Origin of the sequence: Microbacterium sp. GXS0129 (assembly GCF_044769785.1) — a bacterium.
Classification (GTDB): Bacteria; Actinomycetota; Actinomycetes; order Actinomycetales; family Microbacteriaceae; genus Microbacterium; species Microbacterium nymphoidis.
Window position 1 is genome coordinate 120,852 of record NZ_JBIZVZ010000006.1, and the last position, 18,023, is coordinate 138,874.

15 protein-coding genes are annotated in these 18,023 nt (G+C 69.1%); 12 read left to right on the plus strand and 3 right to left on the minus strand.

Annotated features, from left to right (window positions below; all coding sequences use genetic code 11):
• The first annotated feature begins 47 nt into the window (after positions 1-47).
• The 4 genes from ACIQJ5_RS16475 to ACIQJ5_RS16490 are packed head-to-tail and all read left to right on the plus strand — an operon-like array spanning position 48 to position 4,384.
• Complete coding sequence (locus ACIQJ5_RS16475; protein ID WP_231092472.1) at positions 48-650, plus strand: metal-dependent transcriptional regulator; 603 nt, start codon at positions 48-50, stop codon at positions 648-650.
• A gap of 55 nt (positions 651-705) precedes the next feature.
• Positions 706-2,616, plus strand: coding sequence for a M3 family metallopeptidase (locus ACIQJ5_RS16480; RefSeq protein WP_231092473.1), 1,911 nt, complete (start codon positions 706-708; stop codon positions 2,614-2,616).
• Between the two features lie 51 nt (positions 2,617-2,667).
• Entirely contained in the window at positions 2,668-3,270 is a 603-nt protein-coding gene (locus ACIQJ5_RS16485; RefSeq protein ID WP_231092474.1) for an RNA polymerase sigma factor, read from the plus strand.
• The gene (locus ACIQJ5_RS16490; protein WP_231092475.1) at positions 3,245-4,384 is read left to right on the plus strand and encodes a hypothetical protein; all 1,140 of its coding nucleotides are present in this window, start codon (positions 3,245-3,247) and stop codon (positions 4,382-4,384) included. Before ACIQJ5_RS16485 ends, ACIQJ5_RS16490 begins: the two co-directional genes overlap by 26 nt.
• A 45-nt stretch (positions 4,385-4,429) precedes the next feature.
• Here ACIQJ5_RS16490 and ACIQJ5_RS16495 read toward each other — a convergent pair whose 3' ends face one another.
• Positions 4,430-5,368 carry a nucleoside hydrolase gene (locus tag ACIQJ5_RS16495; RefSeq protein ID WP_231092476.1) on the minus strand — a complete coding sequence of 313 codons (939 nt, stop codon included), beginning with the start codon at positions 5,366-5,368 and terminating at the stop codon, positions 4,430-4,432.
• 618 nt (positions 5,369-5,986) lie between these two features.
• Positions 5,987-6,955: an SDR family NAD(P)-dependent oxidoreductase gene (locus tag ACIQJ5_RS16500; protein ID WP_231092572.1), complete on the minus strand. Its 969-nt coding sequence runs from the start codon at positions 6,953-6,955 to the stop codon at positions 5,987-5,989.
• 106 nt (positions 6,956-7,061) lie between these two features.
• Between ACIQJ5_RS16500 and ACIQJ5_RS16505 the strand changes: the two genes are divergently transcribed.
• The 3 genes from ACIQJ5_RS16505 to ACIQJ5_RS16515 all read left to right on the plus strand — a co-directional run bounded on the left by ACIQJ5_RS16505 (position 7,062) and on the right by ACIQJ5_RS16515 (position 8,924).
• Complete coding sequence (locus ACIQJ5_RS16505; RefSeq protein WP_231092477.1) at positions 7,062-7,838, plus strand: HAD-IIA family hydrolase; 777 nt, start codon at positions 7,062-7,064, stop codon at positions 7,836-7,838.
• Positions 7,839-7,854: 16 nt separating this feature from the next.
• Complete coding sequence (locus ACIQJ5_RS16510) at positions 7,855-8,184, plus strand: L-rhamnose mutarotase (protein ID WP_231092478.1); 330 nt, start codon at positions 7,855-7,857, stop codon at positions 8,182-8,184.
• 239 nt (positions 8,185-8,423) lie between these two features.
• The gene (locus tag ACIQJ5_RS16515; protein ID WP_402845422.1) at positions 8,424-8,924 is read left to right on the plus strand and encodes a hypothetical protein; all 501 of its coding nucleotides are present in this window, start codon (positions 8,424-8,426) and stop codon (positions 8,922-8,924) included.
• Positions 8,925-8,989: 65 nt separating this feature from the next.
• Here the strand turns inward: ACIQJ5_RS16515 and ACIQJ5_RS16520 are convergent, their stop codons facing one another.
• Positions 8,990-9,535 carry an NUDIX hydrolase gene (locus ACIQJ5_RS16520; protein ID WP_402845424.1) on the minus strand — a complete coding sequence of 182 codons (546 nt, stop codon included), beginning with the start codon at positions 9,533-9,535 and terminating at the stop codon, positions 8,990-8,992.
• A gap of 41 nt (positions 9,536-9,576) precedes the next feature.
• Between ACIQJ5_RS16520 and ACIQJ5_RS16525 the strand changes: the two genes are divergently transcribed.
• From ACIQJ5_RS16525 to ACIQJ5_RS16545, 5 genes are all read left to right on the plus strand, one after another.
• Positions 9,577-10,455, plus strand: a complete 879-nt coding sequence (locus ACIQJ5_RS16525) for a hypothetical protein (RefSeq protein ID WP_402845426.1) — start codon at positions 9,577-9,579, stop codon at positions 10,453-10,455.
• Between the two features lie 73 nt (positions 10,456-10,528).
• Complete coding sequence (gene pepN / locus ACIQJ5_RS16530; protein ID WP_402845428.1) at positions 10,529-12,946, plus strand: aminopeptidase N; 2,418 nt, start codon at positions 10,529-10,531, stop codon at positions 12,944-12,946.
• Between the two features lie 518 nt (positions 12,947-13,464).
• Positions 13,465-14,382: a phospholipase gene (locus ACIQJ5_RS16535; RefSeq protein ID WP_402845430.1), complete on the plus strand. Its 918-nt coding sequence runs from the start codon at positions 13,465-13,467 to the stop codon at positions 14,380-14,382.
• Between the two features lie 109 nt (positions 14,383-14,491).
• A complete protein-coding gene (locus ACIQJ5_RS16540; RefSeq protein ID WP_231092484.1) occupies positions 14,492-15,088 on the plus strand; it encodes a GNAT family N-acetyltransferase in 597 nt (198 codons plus the stop codon).
• A 115-nt stretch (positions 15,089-15,203) separates the two neighbouring features.
• The gene (locus ACIQJ5_RS16545; protein WP_402845432.1) at positions 15,204-17,996 is read left to right on the plus strand and encodes a DEAD/DEAH box helicase; all 2,793 of its coding nucleotides are present in this window, start codon (positions 15,204-15,206) and stop codon (positions 17,994-17,996) included.
• The last annotated feature ends 27 nt before the right edge of the window (positions 17,997-18,023 follow it).

Sequence of the window (18,023 nt, forward strand, 5' to 3'; positions counted from 1 at the left end):
GGATATGGGAGCCATTCGCGCACGATGAAGCGGGATAGATTGAGGGGGTGGCATCCCCTGCGGTCGACGACTATCTGAAGACCATCTACGCGCACACGGAGTGGCAGGACGACCCGATCACCCCGTCGGTGCTCGCCGGCGCTCTCGGCGTGGCCCCCTCCAGCGTCACCGAGATGGTCAAAAAGCTCGCGGCCGCCGGGCTCGTCTCCCACCAGCCCTACGGTGCGATCCGCCTCACTGACGGCGGGACGATCCGGGCCCTGGGAATGCTGCGGCGGCACCGCCTCATCGAGACGTGGCTGGTCCGCGAGCACGGTTATGCCTGGCACGAGGTGCACGACGAGGCAGAGGTCCTGGAGCACGCGATCAGCGATCGTCTGCTGGAATCGATCGACGAGCAACTGGGCCGCCCGCGCTTCGATCCCCACGGCGACGCCATTCCTGACGCCTCAGGTCGCATCGAACGCGAGCCCTTCGTACTGCTGGGCGACGCCCACACCGGCCACCGCGGCCGGGTGCTGCGCGTGAGTGACCGGGACCCGGACCTCCTGTGCGCCATAGAGGACGCCGGCATCCAGGTGGGGTCGGAACTCGTGGTGGGAACGGCCGTACCGGCCGGCGCGGAAGCCGCCATCTGGCTCACGGTCTGACGCCCGCCCGCGACCGACCCGTGCGGTGCGAGCGCAGGGCACATAGGGTCGAAGCGTGATCGAACCCATCGCCTTCCCCGCCGTCGATGCCGACTGGACCGCCTTCACCACCACGCGCTACGACGATCGTCTCGCCGAGGTGGTCGACCTCGCAGATCAGCTGAAGGACGGCAGCAGCCGACCCGCCGCCGACGTTCTGGAACTGTGGAACCGCCTGCAGATCGCGCTGATCAGCGTCGCAGCCGAGGCCTCGCTGGTGTCAGAGACGCATCCCGACCGGGACATCCGCGCGGGCGCCGAGGAGCGCGTGACACGCGCCGGCGCCATCGAGGCCCAGCTGATGGCCGACGCCGATCTCGCCGCCGTGTTCGCGGCGACGGACGTGACGGGTCTCGACGCGGATGCTCTCCGCCTACGCGACCGGGTGCTGCGCGATTTCCGTCGCGGCGGCGTCGACCTCGACCCGGCGACGCGGGCCGAGGTCACCCGGCTCGCGGATCGCGACACCGAGCTCAGCCTCGCGTTCGGTCGCAACATCCGCGAAGGCCGGCGCGAGATCCGCGTGACACCCGACTCTCTCGCGGGCCTTCCGCAGGACTTCGTCGACTCCCATCCCGCGGATGCCGAGGGGCTGGTGACCATCTCGACCGACTACCCCGACCTCATGCCTGTTCGAGAATACGCGCGGGATCGCGCGACGCGGCTGGCCATCTCAGCCGCGTTCGGTGATCTGGCCTGGCCGGAGAACGACGCCGTCCTCGCGGAACTGCTCGAGGTGCGCGAGCGCCGCGCGCACCTCCTCGGCTACGGAAACTGGGCCGATTACGAGACCGAGACGCGCATGGTCGGGTCCTCGGCAAACGTGGCCCGCTTCCTCGACGAGGTTGACGCGGCCTCCCGCGAGGCGATGATGCCCGAGTACGAGCTTCTCCTCGAGCGCTTGCAGGAGGACGACCCCGCCGCCACCGAGGTACTGGCGAGCGACCTGGCGTACCTTCTCGGCACCCTCCGGCGCGAGCGATATGACGTCGACTCACAGGTCGTGCGCTCTTATTTCTCCTTCGATCGCGTCCTGGAGGGTCTGCTCGGCACATCGGGCCGCCTGTTCGGCCTGACCTATATGCCAGTCTCGGCATCGACCTGGCACGAGGATGTGCGCACCTATGACGTGCTCCAGGGCGACGAGCGGATCGGCCGCATTCATCTGGACCTGCACCCGCGGGAGGGCAAGTACAACCACGCCGCGTGCTTCCCGATGGCGCCCGGAGTCGCCGACGCCGTTCTTCCTGAGGCGGCGCTCGTGTGCAACTTCTCGCGTGGCGCGATGGAGCACGACGAGGTCACCACGTTCTTCCACGAGTTCGGGCACCTGGTCCACGACATCCTCGGTGGTCACCAGCACTGGGCCCCCTTCTCCGGTGTGGCCACGGAATGGGACTTCGTGGAGGCCCCGAGCCAGATGCTCGAGGAATGGGCCTGGAACCACGACGTGCTGCGGACGTTCGCGCACAACGACGCCGGCGAGGAGATCCCCGCTGCCTTGGTCGAGCGGATGCGCACCGCGGACGCCTTCGGGCGCGCACTCGGCGTCCGCACGCAGCTGGGCCACGCTCGTACGTCCTTCCACCTGCACGTGGATCGTCCCGCCGATATCGCCGCCGCGGTGGAGGGGTATTACGAATCCGCGAGCCCGGTGCGACGGCTGCCGAACACGCACTCCTACGCGGGGTTCGGCCACCTCACCGGCTACGGCTCCTGCTACTACACGTACCAGTGGAGTCTCGTGATCGCGCGCGACCTCCTCACCGGATTCGATGCGGACCTGATGGCGCCCGAACCGGCACAGCGCTACCGCGAGCGCATCCTCGCGCCGGGGGGCTCGCGCGATGCGGCGGACCTCGTCGAGGACTTCCTCGGCCGGCCGTACTCGGTGGAGGCGTATCGGAGCTGGCTCAGCCGCGGGTGAGGCCTGCGACCTTTTTTGGAAGGCGACTGGGCCCGCAGAGGAATACCTCGTGTGAGCACAGATAGCGAGATCCTCCGCGACGCGGAGCACACGCCGCAGGCGTTCGCGGAACTCTTCGACCGGCATGCCGTCGTCGTCGAGTCCTTCCTGCGTCGACGGCTGGGTGCGGATGCCGCGGAGGATGCACTCAGCGAGACCTTCCTCGTCGCCTTCCGACGCCGCGGTTCCTTCGACCATGCGTGGGAGTCTGCGCGTCCGTGGTTGCTGGGCATCGCTGCGCGGGTCGCAGCCAGGCACCGCACCACCGAGGCCAGACACTGGCGCGCCGTGGAGGCCTCGGCGTCCCGCGGCGAGTTCACCACCGGAGGCGGGATCGATGAGGCCACCGGACGCCTGGATGCGGCAGCGGCGATACAGGCGCTGGCACCTCGGATCGCGGCCCTGTCGCAGAAGGAGCGGGACACCCTCCTCCTGTACGCCCTCGCCGGACTCGCGCCGGATGAGATCGCGCAGGCGCTCGGCACACGGGTCGGCACCGTCTGGTCGCGGCTGCACCGCATTCGGAAGAAGCTCGCTCCGGCGGGCTCGCATTCTTCTCGGCTCACGTGGATCGGAAAGGAACTGGACGATGGATCAGCTCGAGCACGTGCGTGAGATCGAATGCGCACCGGACGCCGCGGCCACGGCCCGCATCGCGCGGGCGCGCGGCCGGGTGATGTCGGAGGTGTCGACATCAGCCCGGCGACGGCACCGCATGCGATGGGTGTGGGGTGGCACGGCGACGGTGGGCGGGCTCTCCGCTGCGGCGATCGCCGCCACGGTGATCCTTGCGGGCGCCGTGGCACCTGTCGTCTCTCAGCCCGCCTCAGCGGCCGCGGCCGAAGTCGTCAGCGAAGCCGCAGAGATGGTGGTCACCGGAACGGACCCGGCCCTCCAGCCGGGCCAGTATCTGCGCGTGCGGGAGACCTACGAGCTGGTCGCTCTCTGGGATGCGGATGCAGGGGACGGGACCGACCCGATCGCCGGGTTCAACATGGCCTCGTTCCTCACCGCGGAGGGTGCCGTGCTCCAGCGCGGTGTACGCGACCTGTACGTACCGGCTGAGCGCTCCGGCGACTGGGTGCAGGACGATCGGGCCGTGAACGACGTGGTGCAGGTGTGGGGGGATCCGCGCACGGCGGATGCGTTCGCCGGACTCGTCGCTGCAGCCCCCGCACGGGACGCGGATCCGGACGGACTGACGGTGCTCCCCGGCGGGGCGTACCAGCGCACGCCACAGGAGACTCCGCCTCCGGGAAGCACCGCGGCCGCTCCGCAGGGCGAGGAGGAGTTCTACGACCTCTTCCGCCCCTTCTACGGCGAGATGCCTCGTGACCCGCAGCAGCTCCTCGGCTGGTACCGCGACCACCTGCAGACGTCGTCAGACGACTGGTACGTGTTCCAGGCGATCGGACGTCTCCTCGGCACCGACCTGATGCCCGCGGATCTGCGTGCGGCGTCACTGCGGGTGCTGGGCCTACTCGGCAATGTTGACGTGGCCGGGACGAACGGCACCGTGACGACGCTCGCCATGACGACGCAGTTCACCGAAGAGACCGAGTTCGGCGACCAGCTCGTCTCGGAGCTCGACATCGACACGAGCACGGGTCGCATCGTGGGCATCCGCGAGGGCTACCCGCATCGTTCCACGTCACTCATGCCGGCCGGTGTGCCCTGGGCTTCATGGTCGATCGAGGTCAGCGTCGTGGACAGCGCGCCGATGCCGTGATCGGATGACGGGCCGTCGGCTGTGAGGCCGGCGGCCCGCCGTCGTTCACGCAAGCGTGTCGAGTGCCGCGATCACGTGGTCCCAGAACGCCGGGACATCAAGCGCGGTGACCACGTGGACGTTCGACTCCCGGCGCAGCATCCCGTCGATGTCCACACTCGTGGCACCGCGGGTGTGGGTGCCGACGAGTTCGACATCCAGCCGGGTGTGCACGGCGGTGATGGTCTCCGGTGCCGCGAGGACCGCGACGGCGACCGGATCGTGCAGCGGCCCGTCGGGCATGCCGAAGACCTCGTCGTTCGTCGCGCAGAAGAAGTCCAGGAGTTCGGCACCGAACCGCCCGGTGCTGTTCCCCACCGCGGCCACGCGCTGCCGCACCTCGGGAGTGACCAGCGCGGTGTGCGTGACGTTGAGGCCCACCATCGTGAAGCGGATTCCCGAACGGACCACGATGTCCAGCGCCTCCGGGTCCACCCACGCGTTGAACTCGGCGTACGGGGTGACGTTGCCCCGCTCCGTGGAGCCACCCATCCAGACGATCTCGCGAATGCGTCCGTGCAGCTCCGGATGGTCGCGCACGAGCACCGCCACGTTCGTGATGGGGCCGGTGGCGATGATCGCGACGGGTTCTCCGGAGGCACGCAGCACATCCGCCATCAGCGCGGTGGCATCCCGCGCGTCGAGCTCGAACGCTGCGGGCGGAAGCTCCGGTCCACCGAGGCCGTTCTCGCCGTGGATCCACTCCGCGGTCTCCAGCTCGCGCTCCAGCGGCGCGGCCGCGCCCGCGGCGACCGGGATGTCGGTGACACCTGCGACCGTGAGGATCACGCGCGCGTTCCGCTCGGTGTGCGCAAGTCCGGCATTGCCGCCCACCGCGGTGACGCCCCGCACGTCGAGGCGGTCACTGCCGAGTGCCAGCCAGAGGGCGAAGGCGTCGTCGTGTCCGGGATCGCAGTCGATGAGCACGGGGATCGGAGTCGTCACGGCCCCATCCTCCCATTCGCACCCGGGGCCTCCGCATGTCGTCGGCCTTCCGCCGTCACCAGCCATGTCCCGAAACGAGGAGATTTCGTCGAAACAAGGACACCGCCGCCACATTCATCCTCGTTTGGCGCCAATGTCCTCGTTTCGCGACGGTGTCCTCGTTTCGCAACGGTGTCCGATCGCCCGAACCCGGACGACCACTGTGCTCATCCGGACGGCCCGAGAGCCACCCACCGAATCAGGCATGTCCCGAAACGAGGAGATTTCGTCCAAACAAGGACACCGCCGCCACATTCATCCTCATTTGGCGCCAATGTCCTCGTTTCGCAACAACAACCGTGCCTGGCGACAGTGTCCAGTCGTCTGAAGCCGCACGAGCACAGACATTCATCCGGACGGCCCGAGAGCCACCCGCCGAGTCAGCCATGTCCCGAAACGAGGAGATTTCGTCCAAACAAGGACACCAGGACGGCAGTGGTCCTTGTTTCGTGACGTTGTCCTATTTCTGCGTCACCACGGGCCCGCGAACACCCCCGCCACCGCACACGCGTCGCCCCAGACGTGCGGCGAGGAACGGGGCCGCGGCCACCGTCGCACCAGGCTCCGTGCCGCGATGCCTCAGCGGCCGAAGCGGGCGAAGGGCCAGACCGTGCGGGTGGCGTCCTCACAGAACGCCCATGCCGCAGCTCCCACCTCCGGCTCGGCGCTGATCGCCGTGAGCGGGTTGCGCGCATCGCGGTCGGTGATGCGCGGCTCTCCCCGCAGGCGCCCGACGGGTCCGACCATGTCGCCGGGGCCGACAGCGGGGTCGATGAGGGCGCGCACCTCATTGGTGGCTCCCGCCTCCTTCGACTGCGCGATGGGGGCCTGCAGGTTCGCAAGGAAGCGCTTGATCCGGGACGGCTGGTTCACCCCGGCGATGCCCGCGGAGCGTCCGCCCAGGGAATAGCCCGGGTGCGCGATCACACTCGCCACCGGAACATCCGCAGCACGCAGCCGTCGATCAGCCTCGGCGCCGAGTGCCTGCACAAGGAACTTGGACTGTACGTACGCACGTGCGACCTTGTACCCGGCTTCGAGTTCCGGCGCGAGATCCCGCGAGCGCCACGACGCCACCGATACGGATCCCAGCCACACCATCCGCGCGCCCGGCGTCTTCAGCCCGGTGCGGGCGAGGGCGGGCAGCAGCTCACCGGCGAGGGCGAAGTGGCCCAGCACATTGGTCTGCAGCACCAGCTCGTGCCCCTCGGCCTCCTCGCGCTGTTTCGGCGGGTGGACCACTCCGGCGTTGAGGATGATCCCGTCCAGCCGCTCCCGCGAGCGCAGCGTCGCCGCGGCGGAGCGGATCGATCCGCCCTTGGTGACATCGAGCAGGATCGACTCGGTGGAGGCCTCCGGCACCCGACGCATGATGGCCGCGCGTGAGGCCGAGAGCCGGTTCGGGTTGCGGCCGCTGAGAATGACGTGGGCTCCGGTGCGGGCCAGTTGCGCTGCGGCGAAGAAGCCGAGACCCGCGGTGGCACCCGTGATGAGAAACACCCGCCCCGTCTGATCCGGCAGGTGCTCCGTGTCCCAGGCAGGATCCATTCGCGCCACGGAGCCACAGTATCCCGCCGGGCGTGCTCGCCACGGCATACGCACCGGGGTCGCCTCATCCTCGTCGCCGATGTTTCGCACGCCATATGCTGGGCACATGGCGCGTCCCGAAGACATCGAGTGCTGGCTGACCGACATGGACGGCGTCCTCGTCCATGAGAACTCGGCGATCCCTGGCGCCGCCGAACTGCTCGCACAGTGGCAGGCTGCGGGGATCCCGTTCCTCGTTCTCACGAACAACTCGATCTTCACGCGCCGTGACCTCAGCGCCCGCCTCAAGCGCAGCGGCATCGTGGTCCCGGAGGAGCACATCTGGACGTCGGCGCTCGCGACAGCGGAGTTCCTCAAGCAGCAGCATCCGGGCGGCAGCGCCTTCGTGATCGGCGAGGCCGGGCTCACCACCGCCATGCATGAGGCCGGATACATCATGACCGACACGAATCCCGACTACGTGGTGGTGGGTGAGACGCGGCAGTACTCCTTCGAGGCGATCACCCGCGCCATCCGGCTCATCGACGGCGGCGCACGCTTCATCACCACCAATCCCGACGCCACCGGACCCAGCCGCGAGGGCGCCCTGCCCGCCACCGGTGCCTTCGCCGCGCTGATCACCAAGGCGACCGGCAAGGAGCCCTACGTGGTGGGCAAGCCCAACCCGATGATGTTCCGCACCGCGCTGAACCAGATCGGCGCGCACTCGCTGAAGACAGCGATGATCGGCGACCGCATGGACACCGACATCGTCGCCGGCATCGAGGCGGGGCTGCACACCATTCTCGTGATGACGGGCATCAGCGACCCCGCCGAGGTGGAGCGCTACCCGTTCCGCCCGTCCGAGATCATCGATTCCGTCGCCGACCTCGTCGGTCGCTGATCCCTGGAGGAAGAACATGCGCGTCGCCCTGCACTCCGTCCTGCGCCCCGGCGCCGAAGCCGCGTACGAAGCCGATCACGCCACGATCCCCACGGATCTCGCGGAGACCTTCGCACGCATCGGCATCCACGACTGGACGATCTGGCGCAGCGGACGTGACCTGTTCCATCTGGTGGAGTGCGATGACTTCGCCGCCGCCATCCGCGCCCTCGCCACCGACGAGGCGAACGCCCGCTGGCAGGCCTTCATCGGTCGCCACGTCGATCATTTCTCGACTTACCGCGAGGGCGACGACGAGCAGGCGATGCCCGAGGTCTGGAGCCTTTCCGCGCAGAACGCGGGCTGACTCCCCCGGGCGCGCACCCGTCGCGGCCCCAGCGCTTGTGGCTGGCGCTGTCGGAGGTACGCCGCCGTCTGCGAGGGCGGCGACGTGAGCGCCGTGCCGCGACAAGCGATCTTCCGGCGCTGGTCGCGGCACGGCGATGACGTGAGCCGTGCCCACGCGCCGCCGAGCCCGAGAGCTGGCGGTGGCTTCCGCCGCTGTGGCAAGCTCGGGAATCACGATCGACCGGAGTCAGGGGACTCATGGCGCGCAGGATCGCTCTCGCGATAGCAGCACTCTCGCTGACGGCACTCATCGCACCAGGCTGCGCCAGCCAGCCGGCGGCATCGGCGGGAAGCGCGTCTGCCCCCGCGGCGGAGTCATCCAGTGCCGCGGCGGAGATGGCGACCACTGCAGAACCGGCACACGACGCCGACGAACTGGCCGATGCCGTTGCCTGCGGTCACGCGATGGAGGTCACGGGAACGGCCTGGCGTTCGGAGTTCCGCCACGCCAACGGCGACCTCGACGATGCCGGCTATGCCGCCGTCGAGCTGGTCCTGCGCGATTCGTGGGCCACCATCCTCACGGGCGAGCCGCACAGCGACGTGACCATCGCCGCCACCACGGTCAGCGACCTGGCGCGAAATGGCGCCGATCTGAACGCCGAGGACTTCCAGGCCGCCACGCGGGCGCTATCCGAGGCGTGCGCGGGGATCGGCATCCTGGAGAGTCTGCGAGCCCTTCCCGGCCAGGGCGGCTGAGGGGCGATCTCGCGCGGGCGGCGCCGATGCGGGCCGGCGCAGCACGCTCTTCGCGTTCCGGAGGCTCAGCGCCCGTGGGCGGCGAGCCACTCCTTCGCCTTCAGCTGATTGAGCTGGTGATACACCTGCTGGAACATCCCGTCGGTCTCGGCCAGCGGCACGGTGCGCACCGTGATCAGCTCGCCGGAATCCAGCTGCTGCTCGGCGACGACGCGGCAATCCAACGCCAGGACGTAGTGCACGCGGTTCTCGTACCCGCCCCAGTTCGCCCAGGTCCACCCGAGCTCGACGAGGCGGCCGGCCTCGCGTCCAGTCTCCTCACGCAGCTCCCGCGCGGCGCAGACCGCGGGATCCTCGCCGGGCTCGACGCCACCGCCGACGATGCCCGGTGCCACGATGCGGGCGCCGGGACGGTACTCGTCGAGCACCACCGCGGAGCCGTCCTCATCGATCGCGAACACCGAGATCCAGTCCGCGGACTCATGGATGTAGTACGGCGCGATCGTGCGCCCAGCGCCGTCGACGCAGGTATCGGCACGGAGGTGGATCCAGCGGTCGTCGATGAGGCGTTCGCTGGACACGATGGTCCACGGCTGCGGCGTTGCGGTCATTCGTCGAACCTAGCCGAGCACTCTCTGGGTAGCCTGGGGCGATGAGCCCCGGATTCGATGCGGTGAACTTCGAGGCGCTCACGCGTCCGGTCGATGCCGCGGCCATTCGCGAATCCGAACGCCGGGGCGGCGGACGCTCGCGCTGGGGCGGCGTGGCCGCCATGGGATGTGCCGTTCTCGTCGTCATCGTGGTGGGCCTGCTCTTCGCCGGCGCATTCGCCATGGGTCCGCTCTCGGGAGGATCGCCGTGGTGGTGGCTGCCCTGCGGAATCGTCATCACACTGACCCTCCTGCTTGCTGGCTGGATGGTGCGCAGGGAAGCTCGATCCGTGCGCACCGGGCCGGAGATCCGCTGGCGTCTGGCGGAGTTCTTCGCTGCCAACCACGTCGAGCCCATCGCCGAGATCCGCGACCCGGACTACCGCAGCACGGTGTTCGGGGAGGGGCGGATCAGTCCCCGCCTGGTGAACGTGACGCGGTGGCTGGACGACTCCGTCGAGGTGGGACAGTTCCACTACCTCGTGCCCGGGTACCGCGGAGCGCGGTCGCCACAGCAGCGGGGATACGCACGCATTCCGCTCGGCCCGTCCGCTCCGGATCTCCTCCTCGACGCCGCCGCGAACAACGCGCCGTGGAAGGCCGGCGGGCTCGCCAACATCGCCGATGTCCGCGAACCCACGAAGCTGATCACCGCGACCGGCGCCCGGTTCACGCTCTGGGCGTGGCAGCGCGACCTCACCCGAGCCACGAGGCTGGCGGATCAGGACTTCATCGATCTCCTGGGCCGGTTCACGGCGGATCTCGAAATCACGGGCGGCGTCGCCTATCTCACCTGGGATTCGCCCCTGGAGTTCGCGGACGAGCAGCACTGGCGGTGGATCTTCGCGGTGGCCGAGGCCCTCCGCACGCGCGTCGGCTGAGCCGACGCTGCCTTTCCGCGACATCGCGGGCCAGCCGCCGCACGCCCATCGCTCCATCGCATAGCCTCGAAGAGTGTCTTTGACGTTGCAGGAAGCCCGTGTCCGCGCCGAGCTCATCAGTGAGGTTGACACCGTCGCCCATTTCGATGTGACGCCGCTCGATCGGTACACCTTCGACGTCACCATCAGCTTCTCCTGCGCGACACCGGGGGCGTCGTCGTTCCTGGAGCTCGTGGGCGCGCAGGACGTCTCCGTCGACGGAGCGACCGCGTGCTACGACGGACAGCGCATTCTGCTGAGCGACCTGTCCGCCCGCAACGAGGTGCGGGTGCGCGCGAGCATGCCGTATGTCACCGACGGCGACGGCATGACAGCGGTCACAGACCCCGCCGACGGCGAGCGGTACGTCAGCGCCTACACGGCGATGGACATCGCGCAGAAGGTGCTGCCGTGCTTCGACCAGCCCGATCTCAAGTCGACCTTCACCGTCTCGGTGACGGCACCGTCGAACGCCACGGTGCTCGCGAACGGCCGGTTCGACCGTCGCGAGGGCGATACCTGGCACTTCCGCCCGACGCCGGCCTTCTCGTCCTACATTTTCTTCTTCTGCGTGGGACCGTTCGTGTCGATCGAATGGGACGAGCCGTACGCGCTCGCCGAGGGCGGATCGCTGCCGTTCGGCTGGCACGCCCGTGCATCTCAGGAGCCGCAGCTGCGTCGGGAGATCGACCGCCTGCGTGCGATCACGTCGGCAGCGTTCGCCTACTACACGTCCGCGTTCGACGAGCCCTACCCGTTCGAGGACTACCAGCAGGTGTTCACTCCCGGCCTCAACTGGGGCGCGATGGAGTTCCCCGGCTGTGTGTCGTTCCGCGACGAGTACCTCACCCCGGGCGAGCCGACCGCGGTGGAGCAGGCCGGTATGAACTCCGTGATCGCCCACGAGATGGCGCACATGTGGTTCGGTGACCTGGTCACCTTCCGGTGGTGGGAGGACTCGTGGCTGAACGAGTCCTTCGCCGACTACATGGGCTACGAGGTCGGTGGCCGCGCCAGCGGCACCTCGCTCTGGACGGCGGCGGCGCTGGGGCGCAAGCCCACCGCGTACCGGGCCGACTCGCGCCGGTCGACACACCCCATCGCGGAGGACGCCGAGAACCTGCCGGACGTGGACACCGCGTTCTCGAACTTCGACATGATCACCTATGCCAAGGGCAATGCGGTGCTGCGCCAGCTGGTGACGTGGCTCGGCGAGGAGGACTTCCTGCGCGGCGTCAACCGCCATCTGTCCGCGCACCCCTTCGGGAACGCCTCGCTCGCCGACTTCCTCGGTGCCCTGGACTCCGTGACGGAACGCGACGTCCGCGGCTGGGCTGATCTGTGGCTGCGCACCACCGGTTTCGACACCATCACGGTGACGCGGGATGCCGGAATCCCCGTGCTCACGCGCATCGGCACCCGCCCGCACCGGTTCCACGTCACCGGCTTCGCCGAGGACGGATCGGTGGTGCGCGAAGAGCTGGTCGATCTGACCGACGACGCGCTTCGCCTTCCCGACTTCGCGGGACTCATCGTGGTTCCCAACTCCGCCGACGAGACGTATGCGCAGCTCCACCTCGACGCGGAGTCGCGCGCCGGCCTGGAGCGCATGCTCGGAGCGATAGAGTCGCCCCTCACGCGCGCTCTGCTCTGGTCGACCGCGGTCGCCGAGGTCGAGCGTGGCGTCCGCAGCGCCGCGTCTCTCGTCGCGCTGGCGGGTTCGCAACTGTCGGGCGACACCGATCCGACCGTCTTCGAAGGGGCGAGCGCAGCCGTGCTGCGCACCGCCGTGACGCACAGCCGCCCCAGCGAGCTGCCCGCGGTACTCGACAAGCTCACCGAGCTCGCCGATGCGGTGCTCGCGGCCGGCGACCCGCTTCGTGAGGCCGCCGCCGCACGCCTGCTCGCACGCACCGCCAGCGACATCGCCGTCCTCCACGACCGGCTCGAACGCGCCGAGGACCAGGCACTGCGCTGGCTCCTGGTGGCACGCCTCGCCGAGCTGGGCGACGCGTCAGCCATCGACCCCGAGGCCCGCCGCGACAACACCACGTCCGGCGCGCACGCCGCCATCCGCGCCCGAGCAGCCCTGGCGGATCCTGCGGCGAAGGCGACCTGGTCGGAGCGGCTCGTCAGCGGTGAGCTCACCAACCGGGAGCTGAGTGCCGCCGCCCTGGGCCTCTGGGGCACGGGTCAGGCCGACCTCGTCGCGCCATGGATCGTGCACGCCCCGCAGGAGCTGGCCGCCCTCGCGCACCGCTCCGGTCAGGCGATGGGCAAGCTCATCGCCGCCGCGCTGCCGTTCTATCCGCTCGCGGATTCGGGCGAGGAATTCGTGTCGGCGCTGCGTGCATCGATCGACGCCGGCCTTCCCACGGTGGCCGCCCGCGGCTTCAACGATCACCTCGATGACCTCGAGCGCGCCCGTACCGCGCACCTCGGCCAGGGCTAGTCCGGGTTCCACGGTCCTCTCCCGTCGAGGCGCGGTCCCCTCGCGGAACGAGGAGATTTCACCCAGCGGAGGACGAAACCGCCCCCGACCATCCCAATTGGGTGAAATGTCCTCTTTTCGCGAGGGGACCCGGCGCAGATATCGGTCGCCGCACCCACCCAAACCCGGATTTCGTGCACAGCGACGCACTGTTTTGCGATAACCCTCAACCACGACCACCGTGATCCGGCATTTTCATGGATCAGCACCACCGGGAGCGAACCCGCCACATCGCATTTCCCTCGCGATCCCTGTCACTCACTGCCTTTGCGACACCCGACAAGGTTCCCCGCCGTCCACTCTCGCGCACCCCTGTTACCAAACCGTGACATAACAATTCGACCTCTCCGCTTGCGCTTTGCTCCCAGGCTTCGTCCAGGCTGCGCAAAAGCCGGGGGTTGAGGCTCGCTGAGTCGCACCCGAGCGACCGCGCCGGCCTCCCTGAACTGGCGCGCCCTGCCCCCTGTCCGCTGGAGATCATGACTTCCTTCGCTTCCACCGATCCTGCGCTCGCGTCTCGACGCGCCTATCGCAGCACGCACCGCCCCGCTCATCGATCGCACCGTCTTCGCACGGCGATCGCCATCGGCCTGGGCGTTGCGACCGGCCTCGCCGCGGGAACCGCACCGGCTCTCGCATCGCAGGAGCCCGCTCGACTGGCCAGCTCGCCCGAGATCGTCACCCCCGTCGCGCCGATCAACACGGACATCCTCGCGGCCGTCGACAACTCCCCCGCCTCCGAGGTGTTCGATGCCGCCGAGGCGGCCATCGCCGACGCTGCCGCCGCCCGCGACGAGGTGACCGCCTCCGGGCTCACGATCACGGTGCCGGCTCCCGACTCGTCACCACTGAGCACCGCGCTGGTCGATCACGCCGAGGTTCGCACCCTGCCGCGCCAGCTCGTGCTCGGCGTCACCGACCACCTCACGGCCGAGACCACCGAGCTGACGGCCCAGACCGCGACTTACCGCGCCGGCCTCGCGGACGCACAGGCGAAGCACGACGCCGAGGTGCTCGCCGCGCAGCAGGCTGCGGAGGCGGCGGCCGCCGCCGCAGCGCAGGCCGCGGCTGAAGCGCTGGCCGCGGCAAACACCCCCGAGGGCGCGAAGGCCACCGCGCGCGAGCTCGCGTCGTCCCTGTACGGCTGGGGCGACAGCCAGTTCTCCTGCCTGGAGTCGCTGTGGACCAAGGAGTCCGGCTGGAACTACCAGGCGTACAACCCCAGTGGCGCCTACGGCATCCCGCAGTCGCTTCCCGGCGACAAGATGGCCAGCGTCGCCGACGACTGGGAGACCAACGCCACCACCCAGATCACCTGGGGTCTGCAGTACATCAACGGCACGTACGGCACCCCGTGCGCAGCCTGGGGCCACTCGCAGGCGACCAACTGGTACTGAGGCTCAGACATCACCGTGAGACTTCCGTCCGTGGGCGAGAATCCGTGCAACGCGCCGCTTCTCACCCCGGACGGAAGTCTTTCGTGTTGACGGGACATAGTCTGATGCGGTGAGCATCGCCGCCTCCGGACCGACCGACGAACGCCCCGACATCAGCTGGCCGCTGCGCACCGAGCGCCTGCTGATCCGCCCGGCGACGCCCGCGGACGCGGCCGCCGTCTGGGAGTACCGGAGTCTTCCCAAGGTGTACGAGTGGATCACCGCAGCGCCGTCCTCGTTCGTCGAGTTCGAGTACCACTTCAGCGCCCCGGAACGCCTTGCTCTCACGCTCATCGTCGAGCTGCCGGGCGATGAGCCCCAGGTGATCGGGGACCTCATGCTCCGCCGCGGTGACGCCTACGCCCAGGCCGAGGTGCGAGACCGCGCCCGCGACGCCGAGGTGGAGCTCGGCTGGGTGCTGAATCCGGCGTACACACGCCGCGGCTACGCCACCGAGGCCATCCGCGCCCTCATGAACGCGGCATTCGACCAGCTCGGCGCGCATCGCGTCATCGCCGCCTGCTTCGCGGCGAACGAACCGTCCTGGCGCGTGATGGAGCGGCTCGGAATGCGCCGCGAGGAGTACAGCCGGGCAAGCTCGCTCCACCGCTCCGGCGAGTGGATGGACAGCATGACCTACGCGATCCTGTCCAGCGATCCCCGCTGAGCCCCGGTTTCGTCGCGCGCAAAACGCTCGAAATCCTCCCGAATAGGAGCCATTCACGCACGATGAAACCCATCCACCCGGCTCCCGTGTCGGTGGCGGCTGAGAGAATCGGAGCATGGCGGGCGCAGGATCGGACTGGAAGGATCAGCTCGCGCCACCGCCCGACGAAGACGAGTTCGCCATGGTCGGCCTTCTCTTCCAGCTGCGCACGCTCACCCGCACCGGTGCGCAGTGGACGGCGCCCCAGGCCAAGCCCGCCGACGCAGTGCGTGCACGCGGGCGGCAGCGGCTCGCGGTCCGACCAGCGCTTCGCAGCTCCGCGGGCAACTGGACAACGGGACAGGTGACGTGGAGCTCGCTCAAGCACAAGCACGAGCGGCTCCATCTGGATCGTCGTCACGTGAACTGGTTCGGCCAGTTCGTCGCGCTGCATCGCAATCGCACCGAGGGGTTCCGTGCCACGGAGCCGGACTGGCTCTATCTCGACGACTTCGCCAGTCCCCTGCTCTGGCCGCTGCTCGCGGAGGGCGCGGGCCTCGGCATTCCCTTCGTCACCGGCAAACGGGCCACCGACGTGCGCATCGCCGATGCAGCCGAGGTCCACCTCGAGCTCGTGCGCGACGGCGGCACTGAGTCCCTGCGGCTGACCCCCCAGGTACGCATAGACGGAGAGCCCATTCTTCCCACCGGCACCATCGGCGATCACGGCCTCTACCGGTGCGAGTTCCGCGGCGGTCTTCAGGTGCTGCTCGCTCCCGTCACCGCCGAAGCCACCGACGTGCTGCGCTGGGAACAGCCCTTCCTGCGCATCCCGGGCGAGGACGTCGACGAGTTCCTGAAGCACTACCTGCCCGACCTCGCCGCACGTCTGCCGGTCACCGGACGCGGAGTGAAGGTCCCCCAGGTCACCACCGTCACGGTGCTGCAGGTCCACTTCGGCGATGACGATGCGCTCACCACCCGATGGGGCACGCGCACCGGCACACGGTGGACCCCCCTGCCAGACCCACCCGAACTCGATCTCCCAGTCCCGGTGCGGCCGCGCTGGGAAGGCGCCGAAGCGGCGGCGTTCGTCACGGAGAGCATTCCCCTCATCGAGGCCGCCGGCATCATCGTCGAGCGGCACGGCGAAGACCCCGGCTACGTGCATCGCCGGGACGACCCCACGCTCCGCTTCAGCGCCGTGCCTCGCGAGGGCGACAACGACTGGTTCGACCTGGGCTTCGTGGTGCTCATCGGACCGTACACGGTCGCGCTCAAGGACATCTTCACCGCCCTCAGCCGCGGCCGCGACAAGCTGCTCATGGTGGACAAGAGCTGGCTGTCGCTGCATCACCCGGTCTTCGACGCGCTGCGCGAGCTCATCGAGGAGGGAACGCAGCTGCGCGAGTGGGAGACGGGCGCCATCGTGCCACGCGCTCGCGCCGATCTCTTCGAGCCCTTCGAGGACACCGCCGATCAGACGCCGGAGGCCCGACAATGGCGCCGCGCGGCCCGGGCGCTCACCCAGCCGCCCGCCCCGATCGACCCACCGCCGCTGCTGCAGGCCGACCTCCGCCCCTATCAGCTGGAGGGGTTCCGGTGGCTCGCACACCTCTGGGACCACGGGCTCGGAGGCGTGCTGGCCGACGACATGGGACTCGGCAAGACGGTGCAGACCATCGCGCTGCTCGTCCACGCCGAAGGCACCGGGTCCCCGTTCCTGGTCGTCGCCCCCACATCCGTGGTGGGCGGATGGGCCGATGAGATCGCCCGCTTCGCCCCTCACCTGCGCGTCGCGGTGATCGCGAGCACGAAGGATGAGATCCCGGCTGACACGGATGTGGTCATCACCTCCTACGCCATCCTCCGGCTTGAGGCGGATCGCCTCGTCGCCCGCACCTGGGCGGGCGTGGTGCTGGATGAAGCGCAGTACGTCAAGAACCCCGCCTCCCAGGTGCACGAGGTCGCGCGCCAGCTGGACGCACGGATGACCATCGCCCTCACCGGCACCCCGCTGGAGAACTCCCTCACCGACGTCTGGGCGATCTTCCGCATCGTCGCACCGGGACTGTTCGCCTCGCGCATCACCTTCGCCAACCGGTTCATCAAGGCGCACAGCGCGGAGCGCATCGGCGAACTGCGACGACGTATCCGCCCGCTGCTGCTGCGGCGCACCAAGGCCAACGTGGCCTCCGAGCTGCCGGCGAAGTCCGAGCAGATCGTCCACGTCGACCTCGATCCGGCGCATCGGGCGCTGTACGACCGCTATCTCCAGCGCGAGCGTCAGAAGCTCCTGGATCTGGTGCAGGATCTGGATCGCAACCGCTTCATCGTGTTCCGATCGCTCACGCTCCTGCGCCTGCTCGCGCTCGATCCCCGCCTCATCCCCATCGAAGAGGAGCAGGGGCCGCAGGAGATCCCGTCCGCCAAGCTGGACGAGCTGATCGATCGCATCTCGGACCTCGCCGCAGAGGGGCATCGCGCGCTGGTCTTCAGTCAGTTCACCGGCTATCTCGCTCTCGTCCGCGAACGCCTCACCGCCGCCGGCATCGACCACGAGTACCTCGACGGGGCCACTCGGCGCCGCGCCTCGGTGATCGAGGACTTCCGCACCGGTGACGCTCCCGTGTTCCTCATCAGCCTGCGCGCCGGCGGCGTCGGGCTCACCATCACCGAAGCGGACTATGTGTTCCTGCTGGACCCGTGGTGGAACCCCGCCGCCGAGGCGCAGGCCATCGATCGCACACATCGGATCGGTCAGACACGACCGGTGATGGTGTACCGCCTGGTCGCCCGCGACACCATCGAGGAGAAGGTCCTCGCCCTCGGCGAGCGCAAGCGACGGCTGTTCGACGAGGTCATCGACGGCGGCGATCTGTTTGCGGGGGAGCTCACCGCCTCGGACATCCGCGGTCTTCTGGACTGATCACCCACAGGTCGCGCCCGTTTCTGA